Origin of the sequence: Kitasatospora sp. McL0602, assembly GCF_052076145.1 — a bacterium.
GTDB lineage: Bacteria > Actinomycetota > Actinomycetes > Streptomycetales > Streptomycetaceae > Kitasatospora.
In genome coordinates, this window is sequence record NZ_CP197246.1 from 4,035,333 (window position 1) to 4,051,304 (window position 15,972).

Here is a 15,972-nt window from a genome sequence, read left to right on the forward strand (position 1 = left end):
GGCCTGAGCCGTGGCGGGCGGATGCGGCGGCGCCGGACACAGATGCGGCGGCACCCGATCAAGCTCTGGGTGCCGCCACTGGTACAGGTACCGGGTTACCAAGCATGCACCGGAAATGCCCATCAGGTGGGGATCATGCCCGTTCACCTGGTGCGGCGGCCCGACAGCGGGTCGGCTGCATGTGGGTGCTCAGTTATCTGTACTCGGTCCGTGGGGCCTGAACTGCGTTGTCGGTTTGACCTCTAAGGTCCTGACCGGGTCTCGCGGGCCGTAACTCAGTTCTATCGCGGTTCGGGGGAAAGGGGAACCCGAAACGAGAAGTCTTTACCTTTTGTCCGAATTGCTGGACCGTCGGCGAGCGCCGCGCCGCGCCGTGCGCTCGCGAGCGGGCGTCGCGTCAGGCGATGGGCCGGCGCCGTCGGGCCGCGTACCAGAGAGCTCCGGCCGTCAGCAGGGCTGTACCGACCGCCACCGACATCAGCACGGAGCTGCTGGGCGCGGTGAACTCGGGGAGTCGCCGACGCAGTTCGACCGGGCGGTCGAACACCAGGACCGGCCATTCGCGCGCCAGGGCCTCCTTGCGGAGCGCGCGGTCCGGGTTGACCGCCGAGGGGTGCCCGACGGCCTCCAGCAGCGGGAGGTCGGTGACCGAGTCGCTGTAGGCGTAGCAGTCCGCGAGGTCGTAGCCCTCGCTCTCGGCCAGCTCGCGGATCGCGGCGGCCTTGTTCTCGGCGTAGGCGTAGTACTCGATCTCGCCGGTGTAGCGGCCTTCCTCGATCTTCAGCCGGGTCGCGATGACGCGGTCCGCGCCGAGCAGGGCGCCGATCGGCTCGACCACTTCCGAACCCGAGCTGCTGACGATGACGACGTCGCGCCCGGCCGCGTGGTGCTGTTCGATCAGCGAGGCGGCCTCGTCGTAGATGATCGGGTCGATCAGGCCGTGCAGGGTCTCGGCCACGATCTCGCGGACCTGCTGGACGTTCCATCCCCGGGTGAGTGCGGAGAGGTACTCGCGCATCTTCTCCATCTGGTCGTGGTCCGCGCCGCCGACCAGGAAGAGGAACTGCGCGTACGCGCTCTTGAGGACGGCCCGACGGTTGATCAGGCCCCCCTGGTAGAACGGACGACTGAATGCCAGGGCGCTCGACTTGGCGATGATCGTCTTGTCGAGATCGAAGAATGCGGCGGTTCGCGCTACTCCGAACGGGTGGCGTCCCGATGCGGCGAGGGCAGGCGCGATGTCGTTCGACGCTGAACCGGGCGCGGAGTTCCCGCCGTGGTCCGCGATGTCGGCGTTCTCGGTGGTGTCCACGGGAACCGAGGATAGAGGGCTGCTCAGAACACCCCGCCATTCGGCGTACTCCTTGGTGCGCGGGTTTGTGTTTCTGGCCTCTCGGGTACACCATGGAAGTCACGGATCGTTCGCGACCGTGCTAACCCGGTCCGGCTCCTCCCCCCCGAGTCGGACCGTGGATAGACGACCCCCGCTCTCCCCCCCGGCGGGGGTCGTCGCATGTCCGGGGCCATTTTCCGGGGTTTTCGGCCCTGCTCCGGGCCTCTGCAGGCCACTGCGCCGCGCCTGATCGGCTCACTTCGGCGGGGCGAAACCGATGACTGATTCGTCACTCTCGGTGATCATTTTCGCTGCACGCGAGATCGACTTCGGGGCTTCGGATGGATCTCCATGAGTCGCCATGAGTGCCGTCATGAGTCCCGCCATGCCTCTCGTGCGGCTCTTCGTGACCCTGCCACTCGGTGATCCGGTGTAGTCGGGTCGTCACTGGCGTCAAATTCTTTGCACAATTCCCCCCGGTCGAGTGAACAAAGTTATCCACACCCCCTAGTTGTCCACAGGCAATCGGGTGGGGGCTGACGGATTCCACGTCAGCCCCCACCGTGGTGCTCGGGCAACCGCCGTCATCCCGTCCGGAGCGTGATCCGTTCTGGGAGACGCGGCGGATGTCCTACCGGCAGGCGGTGCCCGCACGACGGGCGCCGCCTGGACAGCACCTCACCGGGGGAGACAGCCATGTCGACACCGACCACCGATCACCGCCCCGTCGATCGCGCCGGGCTCTCGGGCCCGCTGATCGTCACGGGGGACGGCCCGCTCGCCGAACACCTGCTGCGCCTGTGCGCAGCGGCCGGAGCCGACCCGCAGCTGCTCGGCGCCCCACCGTCCCGCGCCGAGTGGGAGAGCGCCCAGCTCGTCCTGGTCGGGGACGACCTGGCCGATCGCTGTGCGGGCCTCACCCGCCGGGCCGGAGTCCTGCTGCTCGGGCTGGACCTGGACGACTGCGACGTGTGGGTGCGCGCCGTCCAGCTGGGCGCCGAGCACGTGCTCTTCCTCCCCGACGCCCAGGCCTGGCTGCTCGACCGGATCGCGGACGCGGCCGAGGGCATCGGCCCGCCCGCGCTGACCGTGGCCGTGCTGGGCGGCCGGGGCGGCGCCGGAGCGTCGACCCTGGCGTGCGCGCTCGCCATCACCGCTGCCCGTTCGGGCCACCGCACCATGCTCATCGATGCCGACCCGTTGGGCGGCGGGCTCGACGTACTGCTCGGTGGCGAGGCCGCCGGCGGGCTGCGCTGGCCCGACCTGGCCGGATCCCGCGGCCGGGTCAGCGGTGCCGAACTCGCCAAGGCCCTGCCCGAGCTCCACCATTTGACGGCACTGTCGTGGGACAGGGGAGACACGCTCACCGTGCCGCCCGAGGCGATGCGCAGTGTGCTCGCTGCTGCCCGCCGCCGCGGTGGGCTGGTCGTCCTCGACCTGCCCCGGCATCTCGACCCGGCCGCCGGACAGGCACTCGAACAGGCCGACACCGGGCTGCTCGTCGTACCGGCCGAACTCCGGGCACTGGCCGCCGCCGACCGCGTCACGGCCGCCGCCCGGATGCGGCTCTCCGATCTGCGGGTGGTCGTCCGAGTACCCGGGCCGACCGGCCTCACCGGTGCCGAGATCTCCCGGAACCTCGGGCTACGCCTGGCCGGGGAGCTTCCTCAGGAGCCCGGCCTTGCGCTCGACGTCGAGAGCGGATCGCCGCCGGGCATCCGAGCCAAGGGCCCGCTCGCCCGCTTCTGCGGCAGCTTCCTCGACGAGGCCATGCCGCCCGCCCCTGCCCCCGCCACCGAAGGAGGCACACTGTGACGGACCGTCTGCGCGGACGTGGCCGAGCCGATGCCAGGGAGGCCGAGACCAGGGGCCCCGCCGGGCCGCACCGCCGCCCACTCGGCCGCCGGCCGCGCCCGACCACCCCGGGCGAGCCCACCCCCGCCGGGGTCGAACAACTCCTCAACGGTCCTGGCCCGGAGGCAGCGTCCCCGGCACGCAAACAGGCCGAGGACCGGACCGCCGCCCACGCCGCCGCCCTGATCGACGCGGTACGGCTGCGCCTTGCAGAGGTCGGCGCGGCACCCACCAGCGGCTCGGTCGCGGCCGCGTTGAGAGCCGCCCGGCCGCCGCTCGGTGGCGACGACGTGCTCGACGCGGTACGCCTGCTCCGCTCCGAGCTGGTCGGCGCGGGCCCGCTCGACGAGCTGCTCGCCACTCCGGGCGTCACCGACGTGCTGGTCAACGGGCCTGACGAGGTGTGGATCGACCGCGGGGCCGGTCTCGAACGAGCCGCAGGTGTCCGCTTCCCCGACGCCGAAGCCGTACGGCACCTGGCCCACCGCCTCGCCACCGCCGCCGGAAGGCGGCTCGACGACGCCCGTCCCTGGGTCGACGCCAGGCTGCCGGACGGCACCCGCCTGCACGCCGTACTTCCGCCCATCGCCGCCGGGTGCACCCATATCTCGCTCCGGGTCTGCCGCGCCCGCCCGTTCACCCTGGACGAGTTGGTGACCACCGGCTCGCTCGCTCCGGTCGGAGCCGAGCTGCTCACCGGTGTGCTCCGAGCCCGTCTCTCACTGCTGATCAGTGGAGGCACCGGCACCGGCAAGACGACCCTCCTCGCGGCCCTGCTCGGCCTGGTCGGGCCGGACGAGCGAATCATCCTCGCCGAGGACTCCGCCGAACTCCACCCCGACCATCCGCACGTGGTGCGCCTCCAGAGCCGACCGCCCAACCAGGAGGGCCTCGGGGAGTTGACGCTCCGAGACCTCGTCCGCCAGGCACTCCGGATGCGCCCCGACCGCCTCGTGGTCGGAGAGGTCCGTGGGGCAGAGGTCTGTGACCTGCTCTCGGCCCTCAACACGGGCCACGAGGGAGGCTGTGGGACGGTCCATGCGAACACCGCCTCGGACGTGCCCGCCCGGCTGGAAGCCCTCGGAGCGCTCGCCGGGCTGGACCGGCTGTCGCTGCACAGCCAACTGCGTTCGGCACTGGACGTCGTCGTCCAGCTCGTCCGGGAGCCGGGCACCGGCCTGCGCAGGGTCGCCGAGCTACACGTCCTCAGCGGCGACGACCAGGGCCTTGCGGTGACCGTTCCGGCGGTGACCTTCGCCGCCCACGGCGGCTGCGAGCCGGGCCCCGGCTGGGGCCGTCTGCGGGAACGCTGCGCGCTGCGTGGCGTCGAGCTGCCGAGGAGCCTGCGATGACCAGGTCCACGGGGCTGGCAAGGCTGGCAGGTCTGGCAGGACTGACGGTGTGGCAGGTCGAAGGTATCTGGACGCTGGTCCTGTGCGGGTCGGCCGTCGCTGCCTGGCGGTTGCTCCACACGGCGAGGAAGGGGCTGTGATGACGACCTCGCACGCGCTGTGGAGCCTCTGGGCCGTTGGGTTCGGCTTGCTGGGCGCGGGGCTGTGGCTCGGTGTCTCCGGCTGCCTCCGGCGGAGACGGCGCACGCGGGCGGCCGAACGAGCCCGTGGCGTGCTGAGCCGGAAGCGTCGTGATCGGGAGACCGCGCCCGGCCGTTGGGCGGCGCGGCTCCGGGTTCGCCGCCCGGCCTGGCTGGTTGCCGAGCTGCTGCTCCTGCCGGTCGGGGTCGTCCTGTCCCGGGGCACCCGATCACCGGTGCCGCTGGTGGGCATGGCAGCCGCGGTGGTGCCGCTCCGCCGCTGGCGGCAGCGACGACGATCAGCCGCGGAGGCCCGACGGCGTGCCTCGGCGGTGATCGAACTCTGCGAGGCACTCGCAGCCGAGCTGCGCAGCGGAGCGACCCCGGGCCATGCCCTGCACGTGGTGACCACCCGGGCCGGCTCGTTGCGGAGCGGCCTCGGGGACGAACCCCTGGCCCGACTGGTGGCCGGGCGCTACGGCGCTGACATCGCGGCCGCCCTCCGCCGGCTCGCCGAGCTGCCTGGAGGGCGCGGCGCAGCCGCTGTGGCCGCCTGCTGGCACATCACGAACCAGAGTGGCGCCGGGCTCGCCGTCGGGCTCGACCAGGTGGCCGACGCGCTCCGGGCGGAGCGGGCGCTGTCGGAGGAGATCGCGGGTGAACTGGCCGCGCCCCGCACGACGATCGCCGTCCTCGCCGCACTGCCGGCGGTCGGGCTGCTGCTCGGCGCCGCGCTCGGGGCGAAGCCCGTCCACGTGCTGCTGCACACACCCGCCGGGCTGGCCTGCCTGGCACTGGGCGTGCTGCTGGAAGCGGCGGGACTGCTGTGGACCGGTCGGATCATCCGCTCGGCTGCTGCGGCCCCGGGTGGCGAGGCCCCGAGGGGCTGGGAGGCGCGCGGCTGCGGTCTTTCGCGGATCAGGCACGGCAGGGCGGAGGTGGCCGGATGAGTCCGGAAGTGCTCGTGGAGATGGCTTTGGAGGGGGCAGGGACCGAGCTGCTCGGTCTCGTACGGCGGCGGCGCAGCCGACGGCGGCTCAGGAACCTCGGACTGGCTGCGCTCAGCGGCGGCAGCCCTGGTGGCATGGCCGTCGGGCGGGTCGGTGGGCCGGGCGGTGGGTCGGTCGGTGATGGGGGGCGGAGCCGCGCGGGGCGTCGCCCGCCTGGCCGGAGGAAGGGCAGCCCCCTCCGGAGGGCTTCCCTCCAGGCCGGGCGGCGTGGACGGCAGCAGCTGCCGGGAGCTGAATGGTTGATGCCGCTGGCTGCAGGGCTTGGCACGACGGTGCTGTTGGGCGGTGCGGTCGGTCTGGTTGCTGGCGCTGCTGTGGCTTGGGCCGCCAGACGGTGGCTGCCGACGCCGAGATCGCCCGAGGTCCGCCGTAGGGAGCGTGAACAGGAGCTGCTTGTCGGTCAGCTACCTCTTGCTGCTGACTTGCTGGCGGCCTGCCTGGGCTCCTGTTCCTCGCCGGCGGTCGCGGCCGCCGCAGTGGCCGGGAGTGTGCCCTCCCCGATGAACGAACGTCTCGCCGCCGTGGCGACGGAGCTGGCGTTGGGCGCGCCCCCGGAGCTCTGCTGGGGCCGGCTTGGCGAAGCCTCGCCGCCGCTCGCCCCGCTGGCCCGCTGTCTCGTCCGCACGACCATCAGCGGCGCCCCGCCCGCAGCGCCGCTGACCGGGCTGGCGCACGCACAGCGAGCCACCGCGAGCCGAGCTGCACACGCCCGGGTACGGCGGGCCGGAGTGCTCGCCACCGCTCCGCTGGGGGTCTGCTTCCTCCCCGCGTTCGTCCTCATCGGCGTGCTTCCGGTGGCGATGGGCCTGACCACCCTGTTCGCACGCCGGATTTGAGGGGGTGTTGGGTCTGGGTCTGGGTCTGACCGACCCGCACCTGGCCAACCCGAATCCGAACGATCCACCTCCCGGTACGTCCGTGCCGGGCCGCCAACAACTGAACAACCAGAAGGAGTCTCACCATGACGGCTTTGACGACCATGACCAGCATGACGACCGTGACGAGCAGGACCGCCGAGATCGACACGGTGACCGAGGCCAACGGGGTGGCGGGGGGTGACCTCCGCCCGCTCCGTACGGTGTGTCGTCGACGTGTGAACTGGCTGCGCGTCAGGATCGCCAACCAGCAAGGCAGTCGCAGCGACGCCGGAATGGCGACCGCCGAGTACGCGATCGGGACGGTGGCAGCGTGTGCCTTCGCCGCGATCCTCTACAAGGTCGTGACGAGTGGCACGGTGTCAGGCGCCGTGGCCGAGCTGCTCGACCGTGCTCTCCATGCGGTCTGAGCCCCGTCGGCGCGCCCCGGATGCCGGGTTCGTCACGGCCGAGACGGCGGTGGCACTGCCCGCCCTGGTCCTGTTGGCCGCATTGCTGATCTGGGGAGTGGTCGTGGCCGCCGGACAGATCCGCTGTGTGGACGCAGCCCGGGTCGGGGCCCGCGCCGCAGCCCGGGGCGACGCCGACCCGGTGTCGGTGGCGCAGCAGGCCGCGCCTGCCGGGGCGGTGGTCGAGGTGACGGAGGAGGGGGAGACCGTGCGGGTGACGGTGGAGGCCCCGTGCCCGGGGCCGGGGCGGCTCGGGGCGATGTTGTCCATCCGGCTCAGTGCCACTGCGGTTGCCGGGCGTGAGGACCTGATCGGTACGGACATGGCAGGCGCTGTTGCCCTTCGGCAAGGTGTCCCTCGGGGAGAGGCGCCGTGATGGAGGTCGGTGCGAAGAGGTCTCGTGACGCGGGGTCGGCAACGATCTGGCTGGTCTCGCTGGCCATGCTCGGCTGTGCGGTCTTCGCGGTGAGCCTCGCCGTTGCGGCGGTGGTGGCGGCGCGCCACCGGGCCGAGTCGGCCGCAGACCTCGCGGCGCTGGCCGCCGCCGACCACTTGCTGCTCGATCCGGACGGCGGCTGCGGCCGGGCGGCCCGGATCGCGGCCGAGCACCGGGCCACCATGGTCTCCTGCGAGGTGGACGGGAGCGCCGATGCAGTCGAGGTGGTGACGGAGGTGCCGGTCGCGGGCCTGATCGTCCCGACGGGCCCGGCTCGCGCACGAGCGCGGGCCGGGCCCGTGTGGGCCTGGGGCCCCGAGGACGGCGTCGACGAGCCGGCATCGGCGGCCTCATCCGTCCGGCGCGACCCTGCCGCTGGCCCCGCTGGCCCCGCTGGCCCCGCTGGCCCCGCTGGCCCCGCTAGCGCTGGGAGTGGGCGGGGCAGCCAGAGTGACCGGAGCTGCCGGCGCTCCGGCGAGGAGGACGTCCAGCAGCCGCACGGCAGCGGCCTTGTCCAAGGGGTCGTTGCCGTTCCCGCACTTCGGAGACTGGACGCAGGACGGGCACCCCCGCCCGCACTCACAGGCCACGATCGCGTCCCGGGTAGCCGTCAACCACTGCCTCGCGCGCTCGAACCCCCGCTCGGCGAACCCTGCGCCGCCCGGGTGGCCGTCGTAGACGAAGACCGTCGGCAACTGGGTGTCGGGGTGCAGCGGCACCGACACACCACCGATGTCCCAGCGGTCGCAGGTGGCGAAGAGCGGGAGCAGCCCAATCGAGGCGTGCTCAGCTGCATGGGCGGCACCCGGGAGCTGGTCGAACGGGATCTCCGCGTCGAGCAGCTGGTCCTCGGTGACGGACCACCAGACCGCCCGGGTGCGCAGCGTCCGGGGTGGCAGGTCGAGCTTGCTCTCGCCCATGATCTCGCCCGTGGCGATCCGCTTCCGCAGGTAACCGACGACTTGGTTGACCACCTCCACCGACCCGAAACTCAACCGAGCCTCGCCCCACTCGACGGTCGAGTCCGTTGCCAGTACCGAGATCGAGGTGATGTCCCGGGCTGCCGTGGTGTAGGGCGGATCGGCCTGCTCGACCAGGGCGACGGAGGTGTCCAGGTCCAGGTCCTGGACGAGGTAGGTCCGTCCCTGATGAAGGTGGACGGCCCCGTTGTGCACGGTGGTGTGCGCGGCTGCGGCGTCGACGGTGCCGAGCAGCCGCCCGGTGGGCGCCTCGACGATCTGCACGGGGCTCCCGCCACTGCCTCGGAGATCCACCGCATCGACGGCCCGCTCCCGCCGGGTCCAGTACCAGGAGCCGTCGCTCCGCCGGCGGAGCAGCCCGCGCCGTTCGAGGACGGGCAGCAACTGTTCGGCGGACGGCCCGAACAGTGTCAGGTCGGCATCGGTGAGCGGGAGTTCGGCGGCTGCCGCGCACAGGTGCGGAGCCAGGACGTGGGGGTTGTCGGGGTCGAGCACAGTGGCCTCGACGGGTGTCGCGAAGAGCGCCTCGGGGTGGTGCACCAGATAGGTGTCCAGCGGGTCGTCGCGGGCGATCAGTACGGCCAGGGCGCCCTGAGCCTCTCGGCCTGCTCGCCCCGCCTGCTGCCAGAGCGAGGCACGCGTACCGGGATAACCGGCCATCAGGACGGCGTCCAGGCCGGATACGTCGACCCCGAGTTCCAGAGCGGAGGTGGAGGCCAGCCCGAGCAGCCGTCCGGAGTGCAGGTCACGTTCGATCGAGCGGCGCTCCTCGGCGAGATAGCCGCCCCGGTACGCGGCCACTCGGGCAGCGAGTGGTGAGCCGAGCTGCTCCTGGGCTTGTAGGGCGACGAGTTCGGCCGCGCGCCGGGAGCGGACGAAGACGACGGTGCGGGTGTTGCCCCGTACCAGTTCGGTGAGCAGGTACCCCGCTTCGGCAGTGGCGGTGCGGCGTACCGGGGCGCCCTGTTCGCCGATGTTCTCGGTGAGCGGTGGTTCCCACAGGGCGAAGACCAGCGGGCCGCGCGGCGAGGCGTCCTCCGTCACGGCCACGGCGGGTAGCCCCGTCAGCCGCTGCGCGGTGGTCGCCGGGGCGGCCGTGGTCGCCGAGGCGAGCAGGAAGGTCGGTTCCGAGCCGTATCTGAGGCAGAGTCGGCGCAGCCGTCGGAGCACCTGCGCGACGTGCGAGCCGAACACCCCCCGGTAGCTGTGGCACTCGTCCACGACGACGTACCGGAGCGCCTTGAGGAAGGAGGCCCAGCGAGGGTGAGCAGGCAGGATGCCCCGGTGCAGCATGTCCGGGTTGGTGAGCACGTAGGAGGCGTACTGGCGGACCCATTCGCGTTCCTCGGGCGGGGTGTCGCCGTCGTAGAGGGCGGCGCGGACGCGGCCGGGTGCGAGTTCGGCGGCGCGGCGGCGCTGGTCGGCGGCCAGGGCCTTGGTCGGTGCCAGGTAGAGAGCTGTCGCGCCACGGCCGTTGGGCGCCTCGGTGCCGGTCAGGAGGTCGCTGAGCACCGGTGCGAGGTAGCCGAGCGACTTGCCCGAGGCGGTGCCTGTGGCAATCACCACAGTTTGACCATTTTTGGCCAGTTCCATGGCTTCGGACTGGTGCGCCCAGGGCTGCTCGACGCCCAGTTCACGCGCGGCGCTGACCACCTCGGGCCGGATACCGGCAGGCCAGGGGGCGTGCCGTGCCTCGCGGGCCGGAAGATGCTCCGTATGAGTGAGCCGGTCGGAACGGGCCCGGCCGGCGGAGATCGCGGCGAGCAGGGCCTCGGGCGGGCGTTGGCGGGGCGGCATGAGGACCCAGTGTGTCACCGGAGTGACGGAGAATCGCTCCAAGCCATCGTGCGGGCATGGTCGCAGGTGGTTGAATGAAGCCGTGACGGCCGCATGGCCGAGGGTCGCAACGTCGAGGCTCACCACGCAGCGTTGTGGCGCGCCCCGCCTGCGACCCAGCGGTGACGGCCATCCGGCCAGGATCGCAATGACGTAGCAAGGCAAGGTGCTGGAGGTTCCGTGGACCTGTCCCTGTCGACCCACAACATCGGTGACCGCACGGTTGTCGAGGTCGGTGGCGAGATCGATGTGTACACCGCCCCCAAGCTGCGCGAGCAGCTGGTCGAGCTCGTCAACGACGGTAACTACCACCTGATCGTGGACATGGAGGGCGTGGACTTCCTCGACTCGACGGGTCTTGGGGTCCTGGTGGGCGGGCTCAAGCGGGTCCGTGCACACGAGGGGTCGCTGCGTCTGGTGTGCAACCAGGAGCGCATCCTCAAGATCTTCCGAATCACGGGTCTGACCAAGGTCTTCCCGATCCACACTTCGGTGGAGGACGCCGTCTCGGCGACCGACTGATCTGGCGACCGACTGATCTCCGGTTCACACCGGAGGGTCGGCTGCGGCGGATGAGCAGCCCCACCGGGCTTACGGGCCCGGTGGGTCGCGGCTCGGTCGGCCGCGCCGTTCGGGCGACAGCTGGGCCTCGGCCCGGCGGTGGTCGGCGGCAGCCGGTGATCTGACCTGCGGCGACCATCCGATTATCAGACCGATTTCTGTATGCCTTCAATGCGCCGACTTCGGTGCACCGGTGGGGCCGTCCGGTCTCGCCGGTCCGTGAAGCCACGGCATCGCCCCAGCATCTGCGCGAGGTCGCGAGGCGTGGGGGAGTTACCCCGGAGGGGGAGACATGGCAACCGTCGAACTTCGATTCAGTGCACTTCCCGAGCACGTTCGCACGGCGCGGCTCGTGGCTGCGGCGGTGGCGCGGCGCGCCGGAGTGGACGAGTCGGTGCTCGACGAGGTGCGGCTCGCAGTCGGCGAGGCGTGTTCGCGGGCGGTGAGCCTGCATCAGCGGGTCGGCGTGGACGGCGCGGTGCGCGTTGCGCTGACCGATCAGGAGAAGCGTTTCCTCATCGAGGTCGAGGACGAGGCAGGCTCGGTCGGGATCCCCGCCAAGGGGCAGGCCGACGGTGACGACGCCGACGAGGACGCGCTCGGCCTCGCGGTGATCACCGGGCTCGTCGAGGATGTCGAGGTCACCAGTGGTGCCGAGGGCGGCCTGATCCGGATGAGCTGGCCGCTGTCGCCCGACGTCGAGGCTGGCTGACCGGCCGACTGACCGACTAATCGGCTTGAGATCTGGCGTCCCACCCACGGGTGGGGCGCCAGATCTCGTTGTGTGCCGGGTCCGATGGGGTCGCTCGGCGGAGTCCGATGGTTGACAAAATGTTGAAGGTGGCGGTTCTCTGCTCTCGGGCGCGATCGATTCGGTTCGAGATTCGCTTCGAGAGAGGGACACCCCCATGCGGATACGTATCCTGTGGCCGGCCGGGCAGGCGACTGCCACGCTTCGAGCCACGCCCACGGCCGAGGAGTTGTGGCGTGCACTGCCGCTCCGCTCCTCCGTGAGCACCTGGGGTGACGAGGTCTACTTCGAGACCCCCGTCAGCGTGGAGCGCGAGGACGACGCCCAGCAGGTCGTCGAGCCGGGCACGGTGGCCTTCTGGACGGATGGCGACAGCCTCGCGTTGCCCTTCGGTCCCACCCCGATCTCGCGCGGCGGCGAGTGCCGCCTGGCCAGCCCGTGCAACATCCTCGGAGTTCTGGACGGCGATGCACAGGTGCTTCGTACGGCCCGCAGCGGTGACCCCATCACGGTCGAACGGGCCTGAGACGCCCCGCGGGGCGACGCGAGGCCCTGCGTGGACGGAGGGGCGGGGTGTCGAGGGGTGGTGCCAGCACTCTCGTGCTGGCACGGCTGTGGAGTGGTGGGCCGGGCGTGTAGGTTCGCTGATCGAGGGCCGGAGCTGACGGCCGCCGATGACCGAAACCGAGAGGGCTCGCCGGTGAACAAGCGACTGCTGACCGTACCCGCGCTGGGCGCGCTGCTGGCATTCGGTGCTGTCGCGTGCGGCAACGACAACACCGCCCAGCTGAACACCTGGGCGACGACCGTCTGCGAGACGGCGCAGGGCCCGATCGCGAAGTCGCAGACAGCGCTGGCCGACACCGGCGCCGTCAAGCAGGGCGAGGGCCCGGCCGACCTGCAGAAGCGGCTCGCGACCGACCTGGGGATACTGGCCGACACGGACCAGAAGCTGGCCGACTCCATCGACAAGGCGGGCGCGCCGAAGGTCGACCAGGGCGCGAAGCTCCAGCAGGACGCGGTGAGCGAGCTCAAGCAGACTGCCCAGGGATACCTGGACGTGCAGAAGAAGCTCACGGCCCTGCCGAGCAACGATCAGGCGCGGTTCGCCGACGGCCTGCGGAGCATCGGCGACCAGGTGCAGCGCCTTGCCCAGCAGTCCACGGACGCCCTGAGCAAGCTTCAGAGCGGCGATCTGGCGACGGCGATGGCGAAGCAGCCCGGCTGCAAGGCAACCCCTGCGACCGGTTCGCCGAGCGCGCCCGCTGGCACGTCACCTTCCGCCTCCGCCGGCGCCGCCACCAACCCGGCGGCCTCGCCCGCCTCGCCCGCCACGCCCGCCGCCCCCGGCGCATCCGGCGCATCCACCCCCGCAGCCTCGGCGCCGCTCATACCCACCTCGCCCGGCGCCACGCCGTCCCATAGCTGAGCACCTGCCGCGAGACCGGGTGTCCAGCTGGACCGGGCTCACAACCGGGCTCACAGCTGGGCCGAGCGTTCAAGCCGGGCCGAGCGTCGGGCGTCGGGTGAGCGGGGCGCAAGCGGGACAATGGGGCAGTGACCAGTAGCCCTGTACTTGACCCCGCCCACGTCGCAAAGCTCCGTGAGGCGCTGCTCGCCGCCTCGTACACCGCCGACGGCTGCCTCGACCTGCTCGGGCCCACCGCCTACGCCGCGCTCGCCCGCAGCGAGGCGGTCCCGGCCCTCCGGGCGACCCGGGGTGGCAGCCCGCTGGAGACGTTGGTGCGCCTGTTCCTGCTCCAGCAGCCGGTGCCGTACGCCGCCGCTGCCGTTGCTCTCCCGGTCGACGACTGCCTTGCGGACGGCTGGCTGACGAAGGGAGGTGGGAGCGCTGCAGCCGACGAGGTGCGGGCGACCGTCGACATCCGCCCGTACGCCAACGAGGTCGCCGGGCTGCCCAGTGCGGAGGCGTGGGTCGTCTCCGACCTCGGGTGCGCAGTCGGTGGCGCCGGTGGCATCGGCTCGGGTGAGACGGCCGAGGGCGTAGCCCGGAAAGATTTGGTGCTCGGGGTCGGCGGCGCGTCGACCACGCTCGCCAACCTCGCCGTTCGGCGGCCCGTGCGGGCGGTGCTGGACCTCGGTTCGGGCTCCGGGGTGCAGGCGCTGCACGCCGCCCGTCACGCCCAGCAGGTCACGGCGACCGACCTCAACCCCCGCGCCCTGCACTTCACCCGCCTGACGCTGGCGCTCTCGGGCTTCGAGAATGCCGACTTCGCCGAAGGGAGCCTCTTCGAGCCGGTGGCGGACCGGAAGTTCGACCTGATCGTCTCCAACCCGCCGTTCGTGATCTCGCCCGGCAGCCGGTTCGTGTACCGGGACGGCGGGATGGCGGGTGACGACCTCTCCCGCAGTCTGGTCCGTGGCGCCGCCGCCCACCTGGAGCCGGGCGGTTACTGCCACCTGCTGGCCAACTGGCAGCACGTCAAGGGCGAGGACTGGCACGAGCGGCTGGCCGGATGGGTGGCCGGCACCGGGCTGGACGCCTGGGTGGTCCAACGCGACGTCCAGGACGTCACGCAGTACGCGGAGCTGTGGCTGCGGGACGGTGGCGACCACCGGGGCCCCGGTGCCGACTACCAGGCCCGCTACGACGAGTGGCTGGACGCCTTCGAGGCCGCGCGGGTGGAGGGGATCGGATTCGGCTGGATCACGTTGCGAGCCGGTGGCGCGGCCCAGCCGAGCGTCACGGTCGAGGAGTGGCCGCACTCCGTCGAGCAGCCGCTCGGCCCGCACATCGAGAGCTGGTTCGAGCGGCAGGACTTCCTCCGTTCGCACGACGACGCCGCACTCCTGGCGGCCCGTTACGTGCTCGCCGACGAGGTCGTGCAGGAGCAGGTCGGGGCGCCAGGTGCGGAGGACCCTGAGCATGTGATCCTCCGTCACAACCGGGGCATGCGGCGGGCGACGAAGGTGGACACCGTCGGAGCGGGTTTCGTCGGGGTCTGTGACGGGACGCTCTCGGCCGGGGAGATCGTCGACGCGATCGCTCAGCTGCTGGGCGAGGACAGGGTGGTGCTGCGTGACCGGGTGCCCGAGTCGCTCCGGATGCTCACCGAGCAGGGGTTCGTGACGCCGGTCGCGTGACCTGGCCCGAGCGGGCGGCTGGTGTCTCGCACAGTGAGACACCAGCCGCCCGCGGCAGCCGCCGAGCGCACCCCGGTGTCGCCCCACCCGCCCCACTCGCCCCCGCCCGCTCGGCAGGGGGCTCAACTCCCCGTGGCTGAAAGTCGAACAGCGCCTTCTGTCTTCCCCGGCGCCCGGGTGCGCCCCCACGAGCCGGGCGTGACACGGCGCGCTCCCCGCGTGGCGCCGTCCGCTGAGTGAGACCGGAGCGCATGCCGGCCCCGGCGGGACGCCGGGAGTGCGGGGCGGCCCTGTTCACCTGTCGTCCCCTCGCGCGATGTCCGGCGTACGTCGAACGTCAGTCCCTGGTTGTCCACAGGCTGTCACGCTCCGTCCACAAGGCTGTGGACGGCCCGGCGATTGCCGGGCCGGGCGGGCGATCGAGGGAGACGAACGGTGGAGACGCCGACGGCAATGGGAGCGGGAGTCGTTCTCGCCCTCTTCGGCAGCGCTCTGCTGCTCTGGTGCGCCTTCGAACTGCGCCTTCGCCACCATCTGCGCCGCCACGGAGTCTCCGTCGCTGCGCGGGTGGTCGCCGACGGCGATCCGTACGGCGAGCCCTACGGTGACCCGTACGGGGAGCTCGACAGCGCGCCGCTGCTCAGCTACTTCACCCTGCCGTCGGTGGGCCTCGCGTCCGGTCGGAGCGAGTCGGTGCTGGCCCGGCCCCGGGGGATCACCCCGCTGCGTCGGCCGTCGGTGCTCGCGCCCGGGGCGATAGTCCAGGTCTCGTACGACGCCCGCCGTCCGAGCCGGGTGGTCCTCGCCGCCGGCGAGACCATCTCGGCTCTCCCCAGTGACATCTTCTGGGCACTTCTCGGTACCAGCGCCCTCGCCGGCGGTCTGAGCCTGGTCGCAACCTTCTTCGCTTCCTGACTCGCTTCCTGATCGGTCGGTTCCTGACCGCTCGGGTACCTGGCTCCGACCTCTCCGGCTGCGCACCGCCGCGCATCGCCGCCCGGCCTTGTCGGCCTCCCCCAGCCACCTCCCGCCCTCACCCGCCCTCACCCGCCCTCACCCGCCCTCACCCGCCACCTCCCGCGTGCCCCGCGATGCCCCCGCGATCCGGCTGAAACCCGCCCATCGGGGCTCGGTGTGCTGCCTCCGTGGCGTGCTGCAGCCCCGTCTGCGCAGCGAAAAGGCGCGGCATCGGGTTACCGTTCGAGTGGCATGGGTCGGCCTTGCCGGTGAAATTGCGGGATCAGTCCGTTT

At 71.9% G+C, this 15,972-nt stretch carries 14 protein-coding genes and 1 pseudogene; 13 read left to right on the forward strand and 2 right to left on the reverse strand.

Annotated features, from left to right (window positions below; all coding sequences use genetic code 11):
• Positions 1–397 precede the first annotated feature (397 nt).
• Positions 398–1,240 (reverse strand): HAD family hydrolase, encoded by an 843-nt coding sequence (locus ACR68M_RS18405; protein WP_441251646.1) that lies wholly within the window; start codon positions 1,238–1,240, stop codon positions 398–400.
• Between the two features lie 789 nt (positions 1,241–2,029).
• On the opposite strand from ACR68M_RS18405, the gene ssd reads away from it, so the two are divergent.
• The 7 genes and pseudogenes from ssd to ACR68M_RS18440 form a co-directional block, all read left to right on the forward strand.
• Positions 2,030–3,148 (forward strand): septum site-determining protein Ssd, encoded by a 1,119-nt coding sequence (gene ssd, locus ACR68M_RS18410; protein WP_441245182.1) that lies wholly within the window; start codon positions 2,030–2,032, stop codon positions 3,146–3,148.
• A 221-nt stretch (positions 3,149–3,369) separates the two neighbouring features.
• A complete protein-coding gene (locus tag ACR68M_RS18415; RefSeq protein ID WP_441251647.1) occupies positions 3,370–4,539 on the forward strand; it encodes a TadA family conjugal transfer-associated ATPase in 1,170 nt (389 codons plus the stop codon).
• A 139-nt stretch (positions 4,540–4,678) separates the two neighbouring features.
• Positions 4,679–5,668, forward strand: a complete 990-nt coding sequence (locus tag ACR68M_RS18420; protein ID WP_441245183.1) for a type II secretion system F family protein — start codon at positions 4,679–4,681, stop codon at positions 5,666–5,668.
• Positions 5,669–5,970: 302 nt separating this feature from the next.
• A complete protein-coding gene (locus ACR68M_RS18425) occupies positions 5,971–6,564 on the forward strand; it encodes a type II secretion system F family protein (protein WP_441245184.1) in 594 nt (197 codons plus the stop codon).
• Positions 6,565–6,689: 125 nt separating this feature from the next.
• A complete protein-coding gene (locus ACR68M_RS18430; RefSeq protein ID WP_441245185.1) occupies positions 6,690–7,013 on the forward strand; it encodes a DUF4244 domain-containing protein in 324 nt (107 codons plus the stop codon).
• Complete coding sequence (locus ACR68M_RS18435) at positions 7,003–7,428, forward strand: TadE family type IV pilus minor pilin (RefSeq protein WP_441245186.1); 426 nt, start codon at positions 7,003–7,005, stop codon at positions 7,426–7,428. The genes ACR68M_RS18430 and ACR68M_RS18435 overlap by 11 nt, the downstream gene beginning before the upstream one ends.
• A 65-nt stretch (positions 7,429–7,493) precedes the next feature.
• Positions 7,494–7,727, forward strand: a pseudogene (locus ACR68M_RS18440) (Rv3654c family TadE-like protein); the annotation flags it as partial.
• A 111-nt stretch (positions 7,728–7,838) separates the two neighbouring features.
• Here ACR68M_RS18440 and ACR68M_RS18445 read toward each other — a convergent pair.
• On the reverse strand, positions 7,839–10,265 hold the full coding sequence (locus ACR68M_RS18445) for a DEAD/DEAH box helicase (RefSeq protein WP_441245187.1): 2,427 nt from the start codon (positions 10,263–10,265) through the stop codon (positions 7,839–7,841).
• 219 nt (positions 10,266–10,484) lie between these two features.
• Between ACR68M_RS18445 and ACR68M_RS18450 the strand changes: the two genes are divergently transcribed.
• The 6 genes from ACR68M_RS18450 (at position 10,485) to ACR68M_RS18475 (ending at position 15,636) form a co-directional block, all read left to right on the forward strand.
• Complete coding sequence (locus ACR68M_RS18450; protein ID WP_441245188.1) at positions 10,485–10,826, forward strand: STAS domain-containing protein; 342 nt, start codon at positions 10,485–10,487, stop codon at positions 10,824–10,826.
• 331 nt (positions 10,827–11,157) lie between these two features.
• Positions 11,158–11,577, forward strand: coding sequence for an ATP-binding protein (locus tag ACR68M_RS18455; protein WP_441245189.1), 420 nt, complete (start codon positions 11,158–11,160; stop codon positions 11,575–11,577).
• 196 nt (positions 11,578–11,773) lie between these two features.
• A complete protein-coding gene (locus tag ACR68M_RS18460) occupies positions 11,774–12,142 on the forward strand; it encodes a cyclophilin-like fold protein (RefSeq protein WP_441245190.1) in 369 nt (122 codons plus the stop codon).
• Between the two features lie 174 nt (positions 12,143–12,316).
• Entirely contained in the window at positions 12,317–13,045 is a 729-nt protein-coding gene (locus tag ACR68M_RS18465; RefSeq protein ID WP_441245191.1) for a small secreted protein, read from the forward strand.
• 128 nt (positions 13,046–13,173) lie between these two features.
• Positions 13,174–14,721 (forward strand): DUF7059 domain-containing protein, encoded by a 1,548-nt coding sequence (locus ACR68M_RS18470; RefSeq protein WP_441245192.1) that lies wholly within the window; start codon positions 13,174–13,176, stop codon positions 14,719–14,721.
• Positions 14,722–15,156: 435 nt separating this feature from the next.
• The gene (locus ACR68M_RS18475) at positions 15,157–15,636 is read left to right on the forward strand and encodes a hypothetical protein (protein WP_441245193.1); all 480 of its coding nucleotides are present in this window, start codon (positions 15,157–15,159) and stop codon (positions 15,634–15,636) included.
• Positions 15,637–15,972 lie beyond the last annotated feature (336 nt).

Coding starts and splice junctions, on each gene's coding strand:
- ACR68M_RS18425 (WP_441245184.1), top strand. CDS start 5,971: ATGCCGCTGGCTGCAGGGCTTGGCACGACGGTGCTGTTGGGCGGTGCG.
- ACR68M_RS18430 (WP_441245185.1), top strand. CDS start 6,690: ATGACGGCTTTGACGACCATGACCAGCATGACGACCGTGACGAGCAGG.
- ACR68M_RS18445 (WP_441245187.1), bottom strand. CDS start 10,265: ATGCCGCCCCGCCAACGCCCGCCCGAGGCCCTGCTCGCCGCGATCTCC.
- ACR68M_RS18435 (WP_441245186.1), top strand. CDS start 7,003: ATGCGGTCTGAGCCCCGTCGGCGCGCCCCGGATGCCGGGTTCGTCACG.
- ssd (WP_441245182.1), top strand. CDS start 2,030: ATGTCGACACCGACCACCGATCACCGCCCCGTCGATCGCGCCGGGCTC.
- ACR68M_RS18455 (WP_441245189.1), top strand. CDS start 11,158: ATGGCAACCGTCGAACTTCGATTCAGTGCACTTCCCGAGCACGTTCGC.
- ACR68M_RS18460 (WP_441245190.1), top strand. CDS start 11,774: ATGCGGATACGTATCCTGTGGCCGGCCGGGCAGGCGACTGCCACGCTT.
- ACR68M_RS18420 (WP_441245183.1), top strand. CDS start 4,679: ATGACGACCTCGCACGCGCTGTGGAGCCTCTGGGCCGTTGGGTTCGGC.